General features: G+C 70.8%; 10 protein-coding genes. 3 read left to right on the forward strand and 7 right to left on the reverse strand.

The features are described from left to right. Positions 1 to 209: 209 nt before the first annotated feature. Together EHO50_RS14855 and EHO50_RS14860 are read right to left on the reverse strand one after the other, a co-directional pair. On the reverse strand, positions 210 to 839 hold the full coding sequence (locus EHO50_RS14855) for an MBL fold metallo-hydrolase (protein ID WP_128430548.1): 630 nt from the start codon (positions 837 to 839) through the stop codon (positions 210 to 212). Further along, positions 839 to 1924, reverse strand: coding sequence for an S-(hydroxymethyl)mycothiol dehydrogenase (locus tag EHO50_RS14860; protein ID WP_128430549.1), 1086 nt, complete (start codon positions 1922 to 1924; stop codon positions 839 to 841). The genes EHO50_RS14855 and EHO50_RS14860 overlap by 1 nt, the downstream gene beginning before the upstream one ends. A gap of 224 nt (positions 1925 to 2148) precedes the next feature. Here EHO50_RS14860 and EHO50_RS14865 point away from each other — a divergent pair, with 224 nt between their 5' ends. The 3 genes from EHO50_RS14865 to EHO50_RS14875 are packed head-to-tail and all read left to right on the forward strand — an operon-like array spanning position 2149 to position 6707. Further along, on the forward strand, positions 2149 to 3249 hold the full coding sequence (locus EHO50_RS14865) for a tetratricopeptide repeat protein (protein WP_128430550.1): 1101 nt from the start codon (positions 2149 to 2151) through the stop codon (positions 3247 to 3249). Then, entirely contained in the window at positions 3246 to 6209 is a 2964-nt protein-coding gene (locus tag EHO50_RS14870) for a CHAT domain-containing protein (protein ID WP_128430551.1), read from the forward strand. Before EHO50_RS14865 ends, EHO50_RS14870 begins: the two co-directional genes overlap by 4 nt. Before the next feature lie 3 nt (positions 6210 to 6212). Further along, a complete protein-coding gene (locus tag EHO50_RS14875) occupies positions 6213 to 6707 on the forward strand; it encodes a hypothetical protein (protein ID WP_128430552.1) in 495 nt (164 codons plus the stop codon). A gap of 24 nt (positions 6708 to 6731) precedes the next feature. On the opposite strand, the gene EHO50_RS14880 is transcribed toward EHO50_RS14875, so the two are convergent. From EHO50_RS14880 to EHO50_RS14900, 5 genes are all read right to left on the reverse strand, one after another. Continuing rightward, positions 6732 to 9035, reverse strand: coding sequence for an FdhF/YdeP family oxidoreductase (locus tag EHO50_RS14880; protein ID WP_128430553.1), 2304 nt, complete (start codon positions 9033 to 9035; stop codon positions 6732 to 6734). A gap of 171 nt (positions 9036 to 9206) precedes the next feature. Continuing rightward, positions 9207 to 10223: an RICIN domain-containing protein gene (locus EHO50_RS14885; RefSeq protein WP_246101153.1), complete on the reverse strand. Its 1017-nt coding sequence runs from the start codon at positions 10221 to 10223 to the stop codon at positions 9207 to 9209. A 668-nt stretch (positions 10224 to 10891) separates the two neighbouring features. Continuing rightward, positions 10892 to 12631 carry an amylo-alpha-1,6-glucosidase gene (locus EHO50_RS14890; protein WP_128430554.1) on the reverse strand — a complete coding sequence of 580 codons (1740 nt, stop codon included), beginning with the start codon at positions 12629 to 12631 and terminating at the stop codon, positions 10892 to 10894. Positions 12632 to 12717: 86 nt separating this feature from the next. Further along, complete coding sequence (locus tag EHO50_RS14895; RefSeq protein ID WP_128430555.1) at positions 12718 to 13542, reverse strand: carbohydrate ABC transporter permease; 825 nt, start codon at positions 13540 to 13542, stop codon at positions 12718 to 12720. Further along, complete coding sequence (locus tag EHO50_RS14900) at positions 13539 to 14510, reverse strand: carbohydrate ABC transporter permease (protein WP_128430556.1); 972 nt, start codon at positions 14508 to 14510, stop codon at positions 13539 to 13541. The genes EHO50_RS14895 and EHO50_RS14900 overlap by 4 nt, the downstream gene beginning before the upstream one ends. Positions 14511 to 14512 lie beyond the last annotated feature (2 nt).

Here is a 14512-nt window from a genome sequence, read left to right on the forward strand (position 1 = left end):
CGGTGCGTATAACGAAACGGATTGCGGTAAGCGCAACATCAGTCTGGGGGCGGCCCAGAACCCTTGTCAAGGCGTTCAGAGGGCCCTCTGAGGCCATTCATCTCGTTGCGCCATAAAAAACTGAGCTCACATAGAACAACAACAGCCCGCCGCTTCGGCTCGCGGCGAACGCGAGCCGAGGGCGGGCGTGTGAGGGTCGCAGGCGGGCGTCAGAAACCGCGGTCGACCCACTCCTGCAGGTGCGGGGCCTCGGCTGCGACGGTGGTCTTGTCACCGTGCCCCGTGTGCACGACGGTGTCTGCCGGCAGCGTCAGCAGCCGGTCCCGGATCGAGTCGATGATCGTCGGGAAATGGCTGTACGACCGCCCTGTCGCGCCCGGCCCGCCGGCGAACAGGGTGTCGCCGCTGAAGAGCGCCTTCAGGGCCGGTGCGTACAGACAGACCGCCCCGGGGGCGTGGCCGGGCGTGTGCAGCACGGTCAGCTCGACGCCCGCCACCGTGAGGCCCTGGCCGTCGGTCAGTTCGGCGTCCGGCGCCCGGTCGGGGTGGGTCTGTTTCCACAGCGGCAGGTCGTCCGGATGCAGGAGGACCGGGGCGCCGGTGCGGGCCGCGAGTTCGGGCGCGGCGTCGATGTGGTCGTTGTGCGCGTGGGTGCTCACGATCGCGATGAGGCGCCGGTCGCCGACGGCCTCGGCGATGGCGTCGGCGTCGTGCGCGGCGTCGATGACGATCACCTCGGTGTCGTCGCCGACGATCCACACGTTGTTGTCGACGTCCCAGGTGCCGCCGTCCAGGGAGAACGTCCCCGAGGTGACGAGGTGTTCGATGCGGGCGGCCATCAGAGGACCACCACCGAACGCAGCACGTCGCCGTGGTGCATCCGCTCGAAGGCCTTCTCGACCTCGTCCAGCGCGATGGTCTCCGTGACGAAGGCGTCGAGGTCCAGGCGGCCCTGGAGATAGAGGTCGATCAGCATCGGGAAGTCCCGGCTCGGCAGGCAGTCGCCGTACCAGGAGGACTTCAGCGCGCCGCCGCGCCCGAAGACGTCCAGCAGCGGCAGTTCGAGCTTCATCTCGGGGGTGGGCACGCCGACGAGGACGACCGTGCCGGCGAGGTCGCGGGCGTAGAACGCCTGCTTGTAGGTCTCCGGGCGGCCGACCGCCTCGATGACGACGTCGGCGCCGTGGCCGCCGGTCAGCTCGCGGATCGCCTCGACCGCGTCGGCGGACTTGGAGTTGACGGTGTGGGTTGCGCCCAGCTTCGAGGCGGTCTCCAGCTTGCGGTCGTCGATGTCGACGGCGATGACCTTCGCCGCGCCCGCCAGATTCGCCCCGGCGATCGCCGCGGCCCCGACACCACCGCAGCCGATGACGGCGACCGAGTCGCCCCGGCCGACGTTGCCGGTGTTGATCGCGGCACCGATGCCCGCCATCACGCCGCATCCCAGCAGACCGGCGGCGGCCGCCGACGCGGTCGGGTCGACCTTGGTGCACTGCCCGGCCGCGACCAGCGTCTTCTCCGCGAACGCGCCGATCCCAAGGGCGGGCGACAACTCGGTGCCGTCGAGCAAGGTCATCTTCTGCTTGGCGTTGTGGGTGTTGAAGCAGTACCACGACTCCCCGCGCAGACAGGCACGGCACTGGCCGCACACGGCACGCCAGTTGAGGATCACGAAGTCGCCGGGCGCGACGTCGGTGACCCCCTCCCCCACCGACTCCACGATGCCCGCGGCCTCATGGCCCAGCAGGAACGGGAAGTCGTCGTTGATGCCGCCCTCGCGATAGTGCAGATCGGTGTGGCAGACCCCGCAGGCCTCGATCTTCACCAGCGCCTCACCCGGACCCGGGTCGGGCACGATGATCGTTTCCAGGCTGACGGGGGCGCCCTTGCCCCGCGCGACGACAGCACGGACCTGGTGCGTCATGGCCACTCCTCGGCTGGTCGAGACTTGAATCAGAGGTCCTGCAGATGTTTCTCATTACGGCACACATCTCATGTGTCGCAACACAGCATCGTGGAGGGCCGACCGGGGGTCAAGGAGCTCGACGGGCCCGAGCGGGTGACGGTGCACGTCCGGTTGTGGAAAGCGGGCGAAGCCCGGACGTGGTGGCACCCGCAGGAGGACCATGGACGCGGGGGTGGTCGGGCGTGAGCGATGAACCGGTGGTCGGCTGGAGTCCTCAGTACCAGGGGGAGCATTCAAGCCCCCAGGTCGTCGAGTGCTACAAGCGGTTCGTCACCTCCGGGGACCCCCGGGATCTGACGGCGCTGGAGTCGGTGGCCATGGCCGACGGCCCCGCCGGCAACCTGCACGCGCTGGCGTCGGCGCATCTGGTCGCGGGACAGCCGATGCAGGCGGTCCCGCTGCTGGAGTTCCTCGCCGACGCGACGCCGGAGGAACTGGCCGTGCGCTGCGACCTCGCCACCGCCTACATCCAGATCGGCAGCGCACAGCGGGCGGCACGGGAACTGGAACGCGTCCTGGAGGCGGCTCCCGAGCTGCCCGCGGCCGTTCACCAACTGGCCGACCTGCGCGGATGGCTGCGGTGGCGCGAGACCGAGGTGGACTTCCAGCGGCAGCGGGCCGCCTACCTGTCCGAGCGGCTGGCCGACGGACCCGGCGGCATCGACGAGCACGTGACGCTGGCCAGATCGCTCTACACGCTGGCCGTCACACCCGGCACCGGGGTGGACTGGCCGGACGTACTCGACACACTGGAACAGGCACGCCGGGTCGACAACGGTCATGTGCAGGTCCTCGAACTCCTCGTGGCGGTGAGCTACCACGCCGGTGCCGAGTCCGTCAGGCACGAGGCGCTGCTGGCGCTGGAGCGGGCCGCCCCCCGGTCGCCCATGCTGGACCACTCGCGATCCATGCCGGACGCGACCCAGGCCGATCCGGACCGGTTGCTCCAGGTGGCCTGCTCCGGCACCGAGGACGCGCACGGCGCCCTGCGCGAGCTCCGCTCGCAGTACCGGCAGGCCCCGAACAACCGCGATGTCCAGCACTGCCTGATGCAGGCCGAGGTCGCCCAGGGAAGCCTCGCCGAGGCGTTGTGGCTGGCCGACGGCCTCGCGGACGCCGAGGGGCTGGGCTTCGCCACACAGGGCGCGCTGGCGCTGGTCTACGGCGTGGCCGGGGACGGGCCGCGAGCGGACCGGCACTGCGCGGCGGCCCTCGCCCTCGCGCCGGATCCGGCGTCGCGGGAGGCCTTCCGGGCCCACTACGACTCGGTGCGCACACCGTGACCTCAACGGGCCCGATCATCGAGCGCCTGCTGCTCCTGGACCGGCTCAAGCAGCTGCCCGCCCTCCTGGAGGCGGAGCTGCCGTTCGACGGCGCGCAGCTGCTGGCCGACATGCGCGCGCGGTCGGCCGCCGCGAAAGAAGCCGGGCGGCACGCCGAGAGCGGCCTGTTGCTCTCGCTGCTGCCCCAGGTCGAGGCCGCCCTGCCCCGATCGGCCCTCGCGGGCGTCGGACCGCCTGCGACGCCGACGGATCTCCTGGACCGGCTGCTCGCCTTCGACTCCCTGCTCGACCAGTACCTCTACGCTCGCCGGCATCCCGAACTCGCCAAGGCCGCCGCGCCCTTGGTCCGGTCCTGGTTCGCACAGGCGCGGGGCGCTGAGGTCGACCGTCACGCGGCCGTCTGTGCCGTCGTGGCCGTGTGCTGGGGCGGGCCGGACGAAAGGGTCCTGGGCCGGCTCCTGTGGTCGGCGGTCCTGCGCCGACGCGACGCGACACGGGCGGCGCTGTGGCAGCTGGACCGGGCCGAGCCGGACGCCGCCGACTGCGCGGAGGATGTCCGATTCCAGATCCTCGCCGCGCGTGTGGCGCTGCTGGAGAGGAGCGGAGACGCCGAGGCGGCCGTGCGGCAGGCGTACGAGGGCCTGGCGGAAGTCGAGTCCCAGGACCACACGGTCGTCGCGCAGAGCCTCCACCACTCACTCGCCAGGAACCTGCGCTCTCTGGGCCGCACCAGCGCCGCGCTGTCGCACGCCGACTCCGCGTTGGCGCTGCTGACCGAGCCGTGGATGTCGGACCTGCGGGCCCACGTCCTGAACCTCCGGGGCCTGATCAAGGAGGACCTCGGCGAGTACGACCTCGGTGCGGCCGACTACTCGGCGGCCGTGGCGGCCGCGCAACGCACCAGGGACGAGCGCATCCGGTTCACCGCCGCGACGAACCACGCGGCGTCCCTGCTGAAGGCGGGGCGACAGCGGGAAGCCCTCCAGGCGTTCGAGGAGATCCTGACCGACGCCCGCCGCGACCAGCAGCACCGCAAGGTGGCGCCCACGCTCAACAACATCGGCCAGATCCTCCTGCAGATGGGGGATGCCGCCGGCGCCCACGACTGCTTCCGCGACGCCATCAACGCGCGGGCGACGCTGCCGCTGGGCGACGAAGGGGAGATCATCAGCTGGTTCGGTCTCGGTGACGCGCTGTCCGCACTCGGCGACGACGAAGCTGCCGAACAGATGTATCTCCTGGCGCTGGTGACGGGCATGACGGCCGGCCACTACCGGACCGCCCTCGCCGACTACGCCCTGCGCAGCAAGCAAGCCGACGGCGACCGCGAGGAACTGCGTGGCCTGCTGGAGGACGCGTACGCGCAGTCCGACTCCGGGCCGCACCGGTCGTTGATCGGCCCGAGGCTGGCCACGGAACTCATCGAGGCGGGCCGCGAGGAGGAGGGACACGCACTCCTCGCCGACCTGCTCGCGGAGATGTCGGCCCGCGACCCCGAGAGCCTGGACTGCCTGCGCGTCCGGGTGAGTTTCGCCTCCGCGCTCGCCCACCGGCTCGACCGCCCGCGGGACGCGCTGGAGATGCTCCAGGAAGCCCGTCGGCACGTACAGCGGCTACTCGCCCGCACCCAGGTCCCCGACCGACGGGCCGAGCTGGTGAGCGAGCACTTCAGCATCTACGAGGAACTCCTCGGGCTCCTGGTGGGCATGCCCGGCGCGCTGGGCCTCGACGAGGCCACCGCCTGGCGGCTCGCGTTCGATCTGCACGAGGAGGCGAAGTCGCCGACCACGCTCGCCCGCCTCGCGGTGTCCCCGCTGACCGCCGACGACGTCGAGACCCTGCTCGCGCGGGTGGCACCACCGGAGGGCATGGCCTTCGTGTCCTTCTTCTGCGGCAGCCAGTACACCTACTCGTTCCTCGTCGCGACCGGCGTGGGCCTGCGGGCCGAGCGGGTGCGCGTCGGCCGGGACGAACTGCGGGGCGCGGCCGAGGAACTGCGCAGGACGTTCAACGGCGACCCGGAGGGCTTCCCGCCGCTGGCCCCGCTCAGAGCCCGGGCACCGCACCGCCGCAGCATCGATTTCCTCGATTCGCTCGGGCCTCGCCTGACCGCGTTCGTCCGGTCCACCGCCCCGGGAACCCTGATCTGCGCGGCGCCCCACGGCCCGCTGCACCTGATCCCGTTGCACGCCCTGCCCCTGGCCGACGGCACCCGCCTGGTCCAGCGCAACTGTGTGACGTACTGCCCGAGTCTGAGCGTGCTCGCCCCCGTCCTGCGCAGGAACACCCCGCTGCGGCGCACCGGCCGCGCGCTGTTCGTCGGCGTCGCCGCGCAGGAGGATCCGAACCCCGCGCTCTTCGAGACGGACGGCGGGCTGCTGGGGGCGGCGGGCTGGGACGTCACCGAACTCACCGGAGCGGCCGCCGACCCGGCGGTGGTCCTCGACGCGCTGCGGGACGTCGACGTCGCGCACTTCACCTGCCACGGCTTCACGGACCCGGCCCATCCGATGGAGTCAGGGCTCGTACTCAGCGCCTACGGCACGCGCCGGCCGCCCACCAAGCACATCCGGCGCATGTCGGTCGCACAACGCAGCCTCACGCTGCTGCGTCCCTCCCAGCTCGCCGATCAACCCGCCGTGCCCGCGCTGATCACCCTGCGGGCCTGCTCCTCGGCATGGCAGGCAGAGACCAACCGTGGCGACGAGTCCGCCGGACTCACCAGGGTGTTCCTCCAGGCGGGCGCGCGCTCCGTGCTGTCCACGCTCTGGAACGTCCACCAGGAGAGTTCCGGCCGGCTCGTCTCCGCCCTCTACGCACGGATGACCGCCGATTCGGACGCGCCGCTCTGGCGCTGCTATTGGCGTGCCCAACGGGAGTTGCTCGACCGCGCCGAAGCCCCGTGGCTCGCCCACCCCTACCACTTCGCCCCCATGATCCTCAACGGCGACTGGAGATGACAGATGTCCCTGACCGACACCCTCGACGATCGTGCCCTGGTCCTCGTCCTCCAGGAGTTCACCGAGGAGCTGCGAGGCACCGCGGAGCCCTCCGCTCCGCTCACCGAGTCCGAGGCCCGCGAGTCCCTGCGCGCGCTGACGGACGGCGCGGACCTGGAGGGCGTCCTCGGCGACGAGGCCTCCGCCACAGCCGCGGCCCGCCGCCTGCTCGCCGTCGTGCTGGAGGACGCCGACACCGCGCCCGTCGCGGCCCCGATCGCGGCGGACCCGCCTGTCGACGACCAGCTCGCCGTGGAGACCGCGGTCACCGGCATCGTCGTCCTGGCGGCACTGGTCTCCTGGCTCCAGACCAAGGTGGAGATCAAGGTCCACCGTAAGGACGGCAAGACCGAGTTCCTCTTCCATCTGCGCAAGTCCGCGGCCGATCCGCGCACACTGAGGAACGTCACCGAGACGGCGACGCAGATCCTCACCGGCAACCAGCCTCCGCAGCTCTGACAGCGGCGCGGCGGGAGCGACGGCCTACGCGTCGGCGGACGCCGGTTCCAGCCGTACGACGATGGACTTCGACGTGGGTGTGTTGCTGATGTCCGCCGTGGAGTCCAGGGGTACGAGGACGTTGGTCTCGGGGAAGTAGGCGGCGCAGCAGCCTCGGGGGGTCGGGTACGACACGGCCCGGAAGGCGTGTGCCCGGCGCTCCACCCCGTCCCCGTACTCACTGACGATGTCGACGAGGTCCCCGTCGGACAGGCCGCGCTCGGTGAGGTCGTCGGGGTGCAGGAAGAGGACCCGGCGGCCCTGCTGGATGCCGCGGTAGCGGTCGTCCAGGCCGTAGATGGTGGTGTTGTACTGGTCGTGGGAGCGCAGCGTCTGCAGCAGCAGCCGGCCCGGCGGGACCTTGGGGCTCTCCAGCGGGTTGGCGGTGAAGTTGGCCAGGCCGGTGGCCGTGGTGAACCGGCGCTCGTCGCGGGGTGGGTGGGGCAGGGCGAAGCCGCCCGGCTGCCGTACCCGGGCGTTGAAGTCCTCGAAGCCGGGGATGACGTGTTCGATGCGGTCGCGGATGCGGTCGTAGTCCGCCTCGAACTCCTCCCACGGCACCTGCGGGTGTGCTTCGCCGAGGGTGGCTCGGGCCGTCCGGCAGATGATCGCGACCTCGCTCAGCAGGTGCTCGGACGCGGGGGTGAGCCGTCCCCGCGACAGGTGGACCATGCCCATGGAGTCCTCCACCGTGACCAGTTGGGGCCCGTCCGGCCGCAGGTCGGCCTCGGTGCGGCCGAGGCACGGGAGGATGAGGGCCTGCTCCCCGGCGATGACGTGCGAGCGGTTGAGCTTGGTGGAGATCTGGACGGTGAGCCGGCACCTGCGCAGCGCCTGCTCGGTCAGGTCGGTGTCGGGGGCCGCGGCGACGAAGTTGCCGCCCAGCGCGACGAAGACCTTCACGTCGCCGTCGCGCATGGCGCGGATGCTGTCGACCGCGTCGTGGCCGTGGCGGCGCGGGGGCGTGAAGGCGAACTCGGCGCCGAGCCGGTCCAGGAAGGCGGCGTCCGGCTTCTCGTAGATGCCCATCGTGCGGTCGCCCTGCACGTTGGAGTGGCCGCGCACCGGGCAGAGACCGGCGCCGGGGCGGCCGATGTTGCCGCGCAGCAGAAGGAAGTTGACGACGTCCCGGATGGTGGGCACGGAGTGCTTGTGCTGGGTCAGTCCCATCGCCCAGCAGACGACGATCTTCTTGGCGGCCGGCACATGGCCGAACGCGGTCCGGATCTCGTCCTCGGGCAGCCCGGTGGCCTGGAGGATCTCCTCCCACGACGCCTTGCGGGCGTGCTCGGCGAACTCCTCGAAGCCATGCGTGTACCGCTCGATGAACGAGGTGTCCAGGCAGCTGCCGGGCGCCTCGTCCTCCGCCTCCAGCAGCATGCGGTTGAAGGCCTGGAAGAGCGCCTGGTCGCCGCCCAGCCTGATCTGCAGGAACTGGTCCGCCAGCTTGGTGCCGCCGCCGATGACGCCGGACGGCTTCTGGGGGTTCTTGAACCGGAGCAGCCCCGCCTCGGGCAGCGGGTTGACCGCGATGACGCGCGCGCCCTGCTGCTTGGCCCTCTCCAGCGCGGAGAGCATCCGGGGGTGGTTGGTGCCCGGGTTCTGGCCGACCACGAGGATCAGATCGGCCTCGTAGAGGTCCTCCAGGCTGACGCTGCCCTTGCCGATGCCGATGGTCTCCACCAGGGCCGAGCCGCTGGACTCGTGGCACATGTTGGAGCAGTCCGGCAGGTTGTTGGTGCCGAAGCCGCGGACGAAGAGCTGGTAGAGGAACGCGGCCTCGTTGCTCGCCCGTCCGGAGGTGTAGAAGGCGGCCTGGTCCGGGTGATCGAGCGCGCCGAGCTCGCGGGCGATCACGGCGAACGCGTCGTCCCAGGAGATCGGCTCGTAGCGGTCGGCGCCGGCCGGGCGGTACATGGGGTGGGTGAGGCGTCCCTGCTGCCCGAGCCAGTAGTCGCTGCGCGGAAGCAGGTCCTCCAGGGTGTGCTCGGCGAAGAAGTCCGGGGTCACCCGGCGTACGGTGGCCTCCTCGGCGACGGCCTTGGCACCGTTCTCACAGAACTCCGCCTTGTGCCGGTGGTCGGGCTCCGGCCAGGCGCACCCCGGACAGTCGAAGCCCTCCTTCTGATTCACCCGGAGCAGTGTGAGCAGGCTGCGGCGGGCCCCCATCTGTTCGCCGGCGTGCCGCAGCGAGGAGGTGACCGCGGGGAGGCCGGCGGCGTACTCCTTCGGGGGGCCGACCCGCAGACGGGCGTCGCCGGGGTCCTCAGCAGGTGGCTTGCGAGTCATCTGTAGCGCTACTCCGCGGTGTAGGGAATAAGCTAAGTTGCGCAACACACAACAGTGCCGCCATACGCAACGCGTCTAAGGAAGCCCGACTGCCGACCTCCTGTCAAGGCCGTCCGGCAGGATCACCGGACGGCCATGCGGCTCGGGGACCGCTCGGAGGGGCGTCTGTGCTCAACCCTTGCCGAGGAGGCGCCAGATCTGGTTCTTCTTGGTGTTCAGCACGCTCGCCGGGTCGCAGGTCCACTGGTGGATCTTCGCGCCGGCTGTGGTCGAGACCTCGCTGACGTCGACGCACTTGCCGCTGTGCACCGCGACCAGCTGGTAGTCCTTGCCGTTGCCGAGTGCGGTGACGGGGTTGAGCGTGAACTGCTGGTTGGTGCCGCCGCTGCAGGTGTACTGGATGACGGCGGCGCCGTCGGCGGCGGACGCGGCGGAGACGTCGAGGCACTTGCCGCTGAGCTCGTTCACCACGGTGTACGTGTTCGCCTTGCCGCTCACCGGCTTGAGGTCCAGCATCTGCTGGTGGCCGCCCTCGCAGTACCACTGCTGGTACTGGGTGCCGTTGGCGGTGCTCAGGCCGGTGTCGTCCAGGCACTGCCCGCTGTTCTGGCTGACCGCGACGGTCGAGACCGTCGTGTCGGAGATCGTCTCGGGGCCCGCCACCGCGGCGCCGTTGTTGTGGGGGACGCGCTGGACGACGGCACGGACCCTGCTGTTCTCCACCACCGAGGTCGCGCCCAGACCGGTGAGGTTGACGGTGACCGTGCCGGTGTTGCCGTTGCTGCCGAGCAGGATCTTGGCGTTCTTCGCGGTGTTGTCCTTGGTGGCGAGACCGTCGGTGTTGGTGCCAGGGACGAAGTTGACGATGTTGCCGGTCTGGGAGCCGTAGTAGCGGTACATGAACCACTCGCCCAGCGGCAGGTACTGGCCGGCGCTGTTCTTGGTGAGCAGGTTGGCCTCGTTGTCGTGCAGACCGGTGCCGGAGGCCCAGTTGCCGCGCATGCCGTCGGCGCCGGCCCGCTCCAGGCGGCCGATGAACCAGGCGCCGCCGCCCGGGGACTGCATGGACAGGGTGGCGTACTCGTTGATCTGGTACGGGCGGGTGTTGACCAGCCCCGCCGCGGCGAGGGTCGAGTTGGCGCGGCCGACGTCGGTGGCCGGGGCGCCGGGCTCGTCGTGCGCGACCACATCTGCAGGTACTGCGCCTGCGAGGCGCTCCAGAAGACACCGCCTTCGAGATCGGGCTCGTTCCACAGGTCCCACTGGACCGTCATGTTGTTGGCGCGGACGTCGCCTATGAGCTGCGTGACGAAGGCGTCGAACTTCGTCCAGTCACCGTTGTCGCCCGGCCGGCCCTGGTTGGTGGTGCCGTCCGCTCCCCACAGGTCGTGCGGGAGCAGCACGAAGGTGCCGCCGAGGGCTGCGGTGCGCTTGTACTGGGCCAGGGTCGAGTTCCAGCGGGTCTGGTAGTCGGCGAGGCTGGTGGCGTAGCCGCCGCTGTTGAGCTGGGCGCCGCCGGCCCGCATCAGGTGCCACTTGATGTCCTTGAAGAAGTGGTCCTGCGGGAGTGAGCCGTTCGGCGTCATCCCGTAGATCATGCCGGATGCGTGGTAGGTGGGCGCGCCGCCGGCGGTGGCGAAGTCGATGGTGACGCTGGTGTCCGCGGCCTGTGCCGGGGCGGCGGGCACCAGGGTCGTGGCCAGGGTGGCCAGGAGGACGGCGGCGGACGAGACCGCTCGGCGTCTGGTGCGCGTCAGGGGTCGGCAAGCCGTGTGGGCGACTTCATTGTGCGCTCCTGGGGGGAGGGAGGGTGACCGGGGCCCCGAGCGGTCCCGGGGCGGTGGGGAGAGGGCCGGTCAGCTGCCGTCCCGGTGTGCGTGCGCTTCGGCGAGGAGCAGGTAGCTCGCGGCGGTCCAGGTGTAGGCGCGGTCGCGCAGGCCCCTTCCGGTCAGGGCGTCGAAGTTCTCGGCGAAGCCATGGGCCTCGCACAGGGCGCGGAAACGGGCGCTGATCTCGTCCGCCGGCCGGTGGTGCCCGGCACGGCGCAGACCGTCCTCGATGAGGACCGTGGCCGGTGCCCAGATGGGGCCGCGCCAGTAGCCGTCGGAGAGGTAGTGCGGCGAGGTGGTGACTTCCGTGGCCAGCCCGTACGGGGTCAGGTGGGCCTCGATCCGGGCGGCCAGCACACCGCTGACTTCCTCCGGCAGATGCTCGCCCAGCACGATGGGCATCAGGTCGAGGAGGCCGGCGCTGTCCCAGGTGTCGCCGCTGTCGACGCCCTGGGCGACGAACCGGTCACCGTTCCACAGCTCTTCGAGCATCGCGGCCTGGGTCGTCTCGGCGGCCCGCGTCCACCGGCGGGCGTCGTCGGGTCTGTCCAACCGCGTCGCCAGGTCGGCGAGTTCGCGGAGCTGGAGGACGAGGAAGGCGGCCAGGTCGGCGGTGACGACGACGCGTTCGGGGTCGAAGGTGGTGGCGTTGTCCCAGCCGCTGTCGTTGCCGTGCTGGTAGTGGGGCAGCGCGGCGCCGGGGGCGCGGCGTGCGGTGAGCCAGAAGTCCGTCCAGCGCTCCAGCCTGTCGTACGTCTCGGCCAGTTCGGCCCGGCCCGGCGGGGTGGTCAGGCGACGGCGCAGGTGGCCGAACGCCCAGCCGTGGATGGGCGGTTTGACGAAGTTGCGCAGGACCTCGGAGTGGGTGACCGAGTCGGGCAGTGCCCCGGTCTCGTCCTGGTGGTCGAAGGGCAGGTGGAACTGGTCCCGGGCGAGTTCGGGGTGGCCGGGGGCCAGGGCCAGGGCGTTGAAGCAGTGGTCCCAGCTCCAGACCTTGTCCATCCAGTGCTTGGACATGAGGACGGCGGCCCGGGTGACCAGACCGACCGGGCGTACCGTCGCGGACCACAGGACGTACGCGGCGAGTTCGGCGGCCGGGGTCGCGGCCGAGCGCCAGGGGGCGACCCTGTCGACGAAGTCCGCGAAGGAGTTGCGCGCGGCCTCGACGACCTTGCCGAAGGTCACCGCCGAGGCGTACGGCGGGCGGGCGGTGTCGATTTCCTCGACCGCGATCTCCCAGGGCACCTCGGCGTCCGTGCCGGCGGCGACGGTGAGGCCGCGGTCGGCGTCGCCCAGGGCCTGGGCGCCGACGGCGTCGGCCGTGCCGGAGAGCACGGTGACGCGGTAGCGGCGACCGGTCTCGTACGACGTGAAGACGTACGCGTCGGCGGCCGCGTCGCGGAAGAAGTAGGTGCCGCTGAACGGGGTCAGCGTCCGGGCCGCCGCACTGACACGCAACGGCATCCCCGTACCGCGCAGCCGTACGGTGTCCGGCGACTCGTAGGCGAGGTCCACGCGGCCGCTCGCGCCGACCCAGCTCAGCAGGCCCGGGCCGGCCTCCACACGGGTCTCGGCCCGCTCGCCCGTCCCGGCATCGAGCGGCATGAGGCGCAGGACGGCGTGCATGCCGTTCTGGTGCGAGACCAGGTGGAGGTCCTCGGCGCGGGTCTTCTCCGCCACCACGGGGGAGATGCCGAACCAGGATCCGTAGGTGCTGAAGGGGATGTCGTCGACGGAGAAGTCCGGGCCGGGGCGGTCGGCGGTCATGACAGCGTCACTCGTTTCTCGGGCAGGGGTGGCCGACCGTCCGGCGGGCGAACGGACGGTGGTCCGTGGGGGCGAGGCGGAAGGGGTCAGTCCTTGACCGCGCCGGCGGTCACACCGGCGGCGACATAGCGCTGGGCGAGGACGAGGATGACCGCGGCGGGCAGCGAGGCCACGACGGCGGTGGCCATGATCGCGTTCCACTCCTGGTTGTTGTTGCCTATGTAGTGGTAGATGCCGAGGGTGATCGGCTCGTGGGCGCCGCCGTTGACGAGCGTGCCCGCGAAGACGAAGTCGGACCAGGACCACAGGAACGCGAACAGGGAGACCGTGACGACGGCGTTGCGGCTCATCGGCAGGACGATCGACCAGAAGGTGCGCAGCGGCCCGGCGCCGTCCGTCTTCGCGGCCTGGAGGAGTTCGCCGGGGATGCCGGACATGAACGCGGTGAAGATCAGGACCGCGAAGGGGACGGCCAGGGTGGAGTCGGCGACGATGAGGCCGGGGACGGACTGGAGCAGGCCGAGCTGGAGGTAGATGGCGTAGAAGCCCATCGCCAAGATGATGCCGGGGATCATCTGGGCGGCCAGGAGGAGGAAGTTGAGCACACCGCCGCCGCGGGGGCGCAGCTTGGCCAGGGCGTAGCCGGCGGGGGCGGACAGGGCCACGGTGAGGACGACCGTGCCCAGGCCGATGACGAGGCTCGTGCCGAGATACGGCAACTGCTCGTCGAGGACCGTGCGGTAGCCCGCGAGGGTGCCGTGGACGGGGAACAGGTCCGGTGGGCTCTTGCGCATGTCCTGGTCGCGGGTGAACGACACGTTCAGCATCCAGTAGACAGGGAAGAGCATGATCCCGGTCAGCAGGACACCGACGGCCGTCTTCCCCCACGTACGCTTGCCGCTTCGGTTCATGACAGCGCCTGCTTTCTCTGCACCCGGACGTACACCAGGCCGAAGACCAGGGCGGCGACCACGAGCAGGTTGCCGACGGCCGCGCCCGGGCCGAAGGCGGGCACGAGGTTGCCGAAGCCGAGCTGGTAGGACCAGGTGGCGAAGGTCGTGGACGAGTCCGCCGGGCCGCCCTTGGTCATGATCCAGATGATGTCGAACACCTTGAGCGTGTAGACGAGGCCCAGCAGAAGGGTGATGGCGGACACCGGGCGCAGCAGCGGGAAGGTGATGCTCCAGAACCGCCGCCAGGCACCCGCCCCGTCGAGGGCTGCGGCCTCGTACAGCGCGGCCGGAACGGACTGGAGGCCGCTGTAGAGCACGACCAGGTTGAACGGGACGCCGATCCAGATGTTCGCGATGATCACCGAGGTCAGCGACCAGGACGGCGAGGTCAGCCAGTTGACCTGGTCGACGCCGACGGCGCCCAGCAGGGCGTTGACGACACCGGATTCGCTGTTGAGCATCCACGACCAGGTGGAGGCCGACACGATCAGCGGCAGCAGCCAGGGCACCAGGAAGAGCGCGCGCAGGGTCGCCGACAGCCGGAAGTGCTGGTTGAAGAAGACCGCCAGGGCCAGACCGATGACGTACTGGAAGACCAGGCACACGGCGGTGAACACCACGGTGTGCAGCAGGGCCGGGGCGAACGTCGGGTCGTCGAAGACGGTCCGGTAGTTCTCCACGCCCGTGAACGGCGCGTCGCCCTGGACGAAGGAACGGACCGTGTAGTTGCGCAGGCTCAGGTCGATGTTGCGGTAGAGCGGATAGGCGTAGAAGAGGACGAGGTAGAGGGTCACCGGGGCGAGGAACGCCCAGGCGGCGAACTGCTGGGAGCCGGGGCGGCGCCGTGCCCGGGGCGGTGTGGTGGGGCCCGCACCGCTGTGGCCCGGTGTGGGCCGGCGGTGCGGCACTTCGGTCGTGTGACTCATCA

Source organism: Streptomyces cyaneus (assembly GCF_004028635.1).
Classification (GTDB): Bacteria; Actinomycetota; Actinomycetes; order Streptomycetales; family Streptomycetaceae; genus Streptomyces; species Streptomyces cyaneus.

Coding starts and splice junctions, on each gene's coding strand:
- EHO50_RS14855 (WP_128430548.1), bottom strand. CDS start 839: ATGGCCGCCCGCATCGAACACCTCGTCACCTCGGGGACGTTCTCCCTG.
- EHO50_RS14860 (WP_128430549.1), bottom strand. CDS start 1,924: ATGACGCACCAGGTCCGTGCTGTCGTCGCGCGGGGCAAGGGCGCCCCC.
- EHO50_RS14875 (WP_128430552.1), top strand. CDS start 6,213: ATGTCCCTGACCGACACCCTCGACGATCGTGCCCTGGTCCTCGTCCTC.
- EHO50_RS14880 (WP_128430553.1), bottom strand. CDS start 9,035: ATGACTCGCAAGCCACCTGCTGAGGACCCCGGCGACGCCCGTCTGCGG.
- EHO50_RS14890 (WP_128430554.1), bottom strand. CDS start 12,631: ATGACCGCCGACCGCCCCGGCCCGGACTTCTCCGTCGACGACATCCCC.
- EHO50_RS14895 (WP_128430555.1), bottom strand. CDS start 13,542: ATGAACCGAAGCGGCAAGCGTACGTGGGGGAAGACGGCCGTCGGTGTC.
- EHO50_RS14900 (WP_128430556.1), bottom strand. CDS start 14,510: ATGAGTCACACGACCGAAGTGCCGCACCGCCGGCCCACACCGGGCCAC.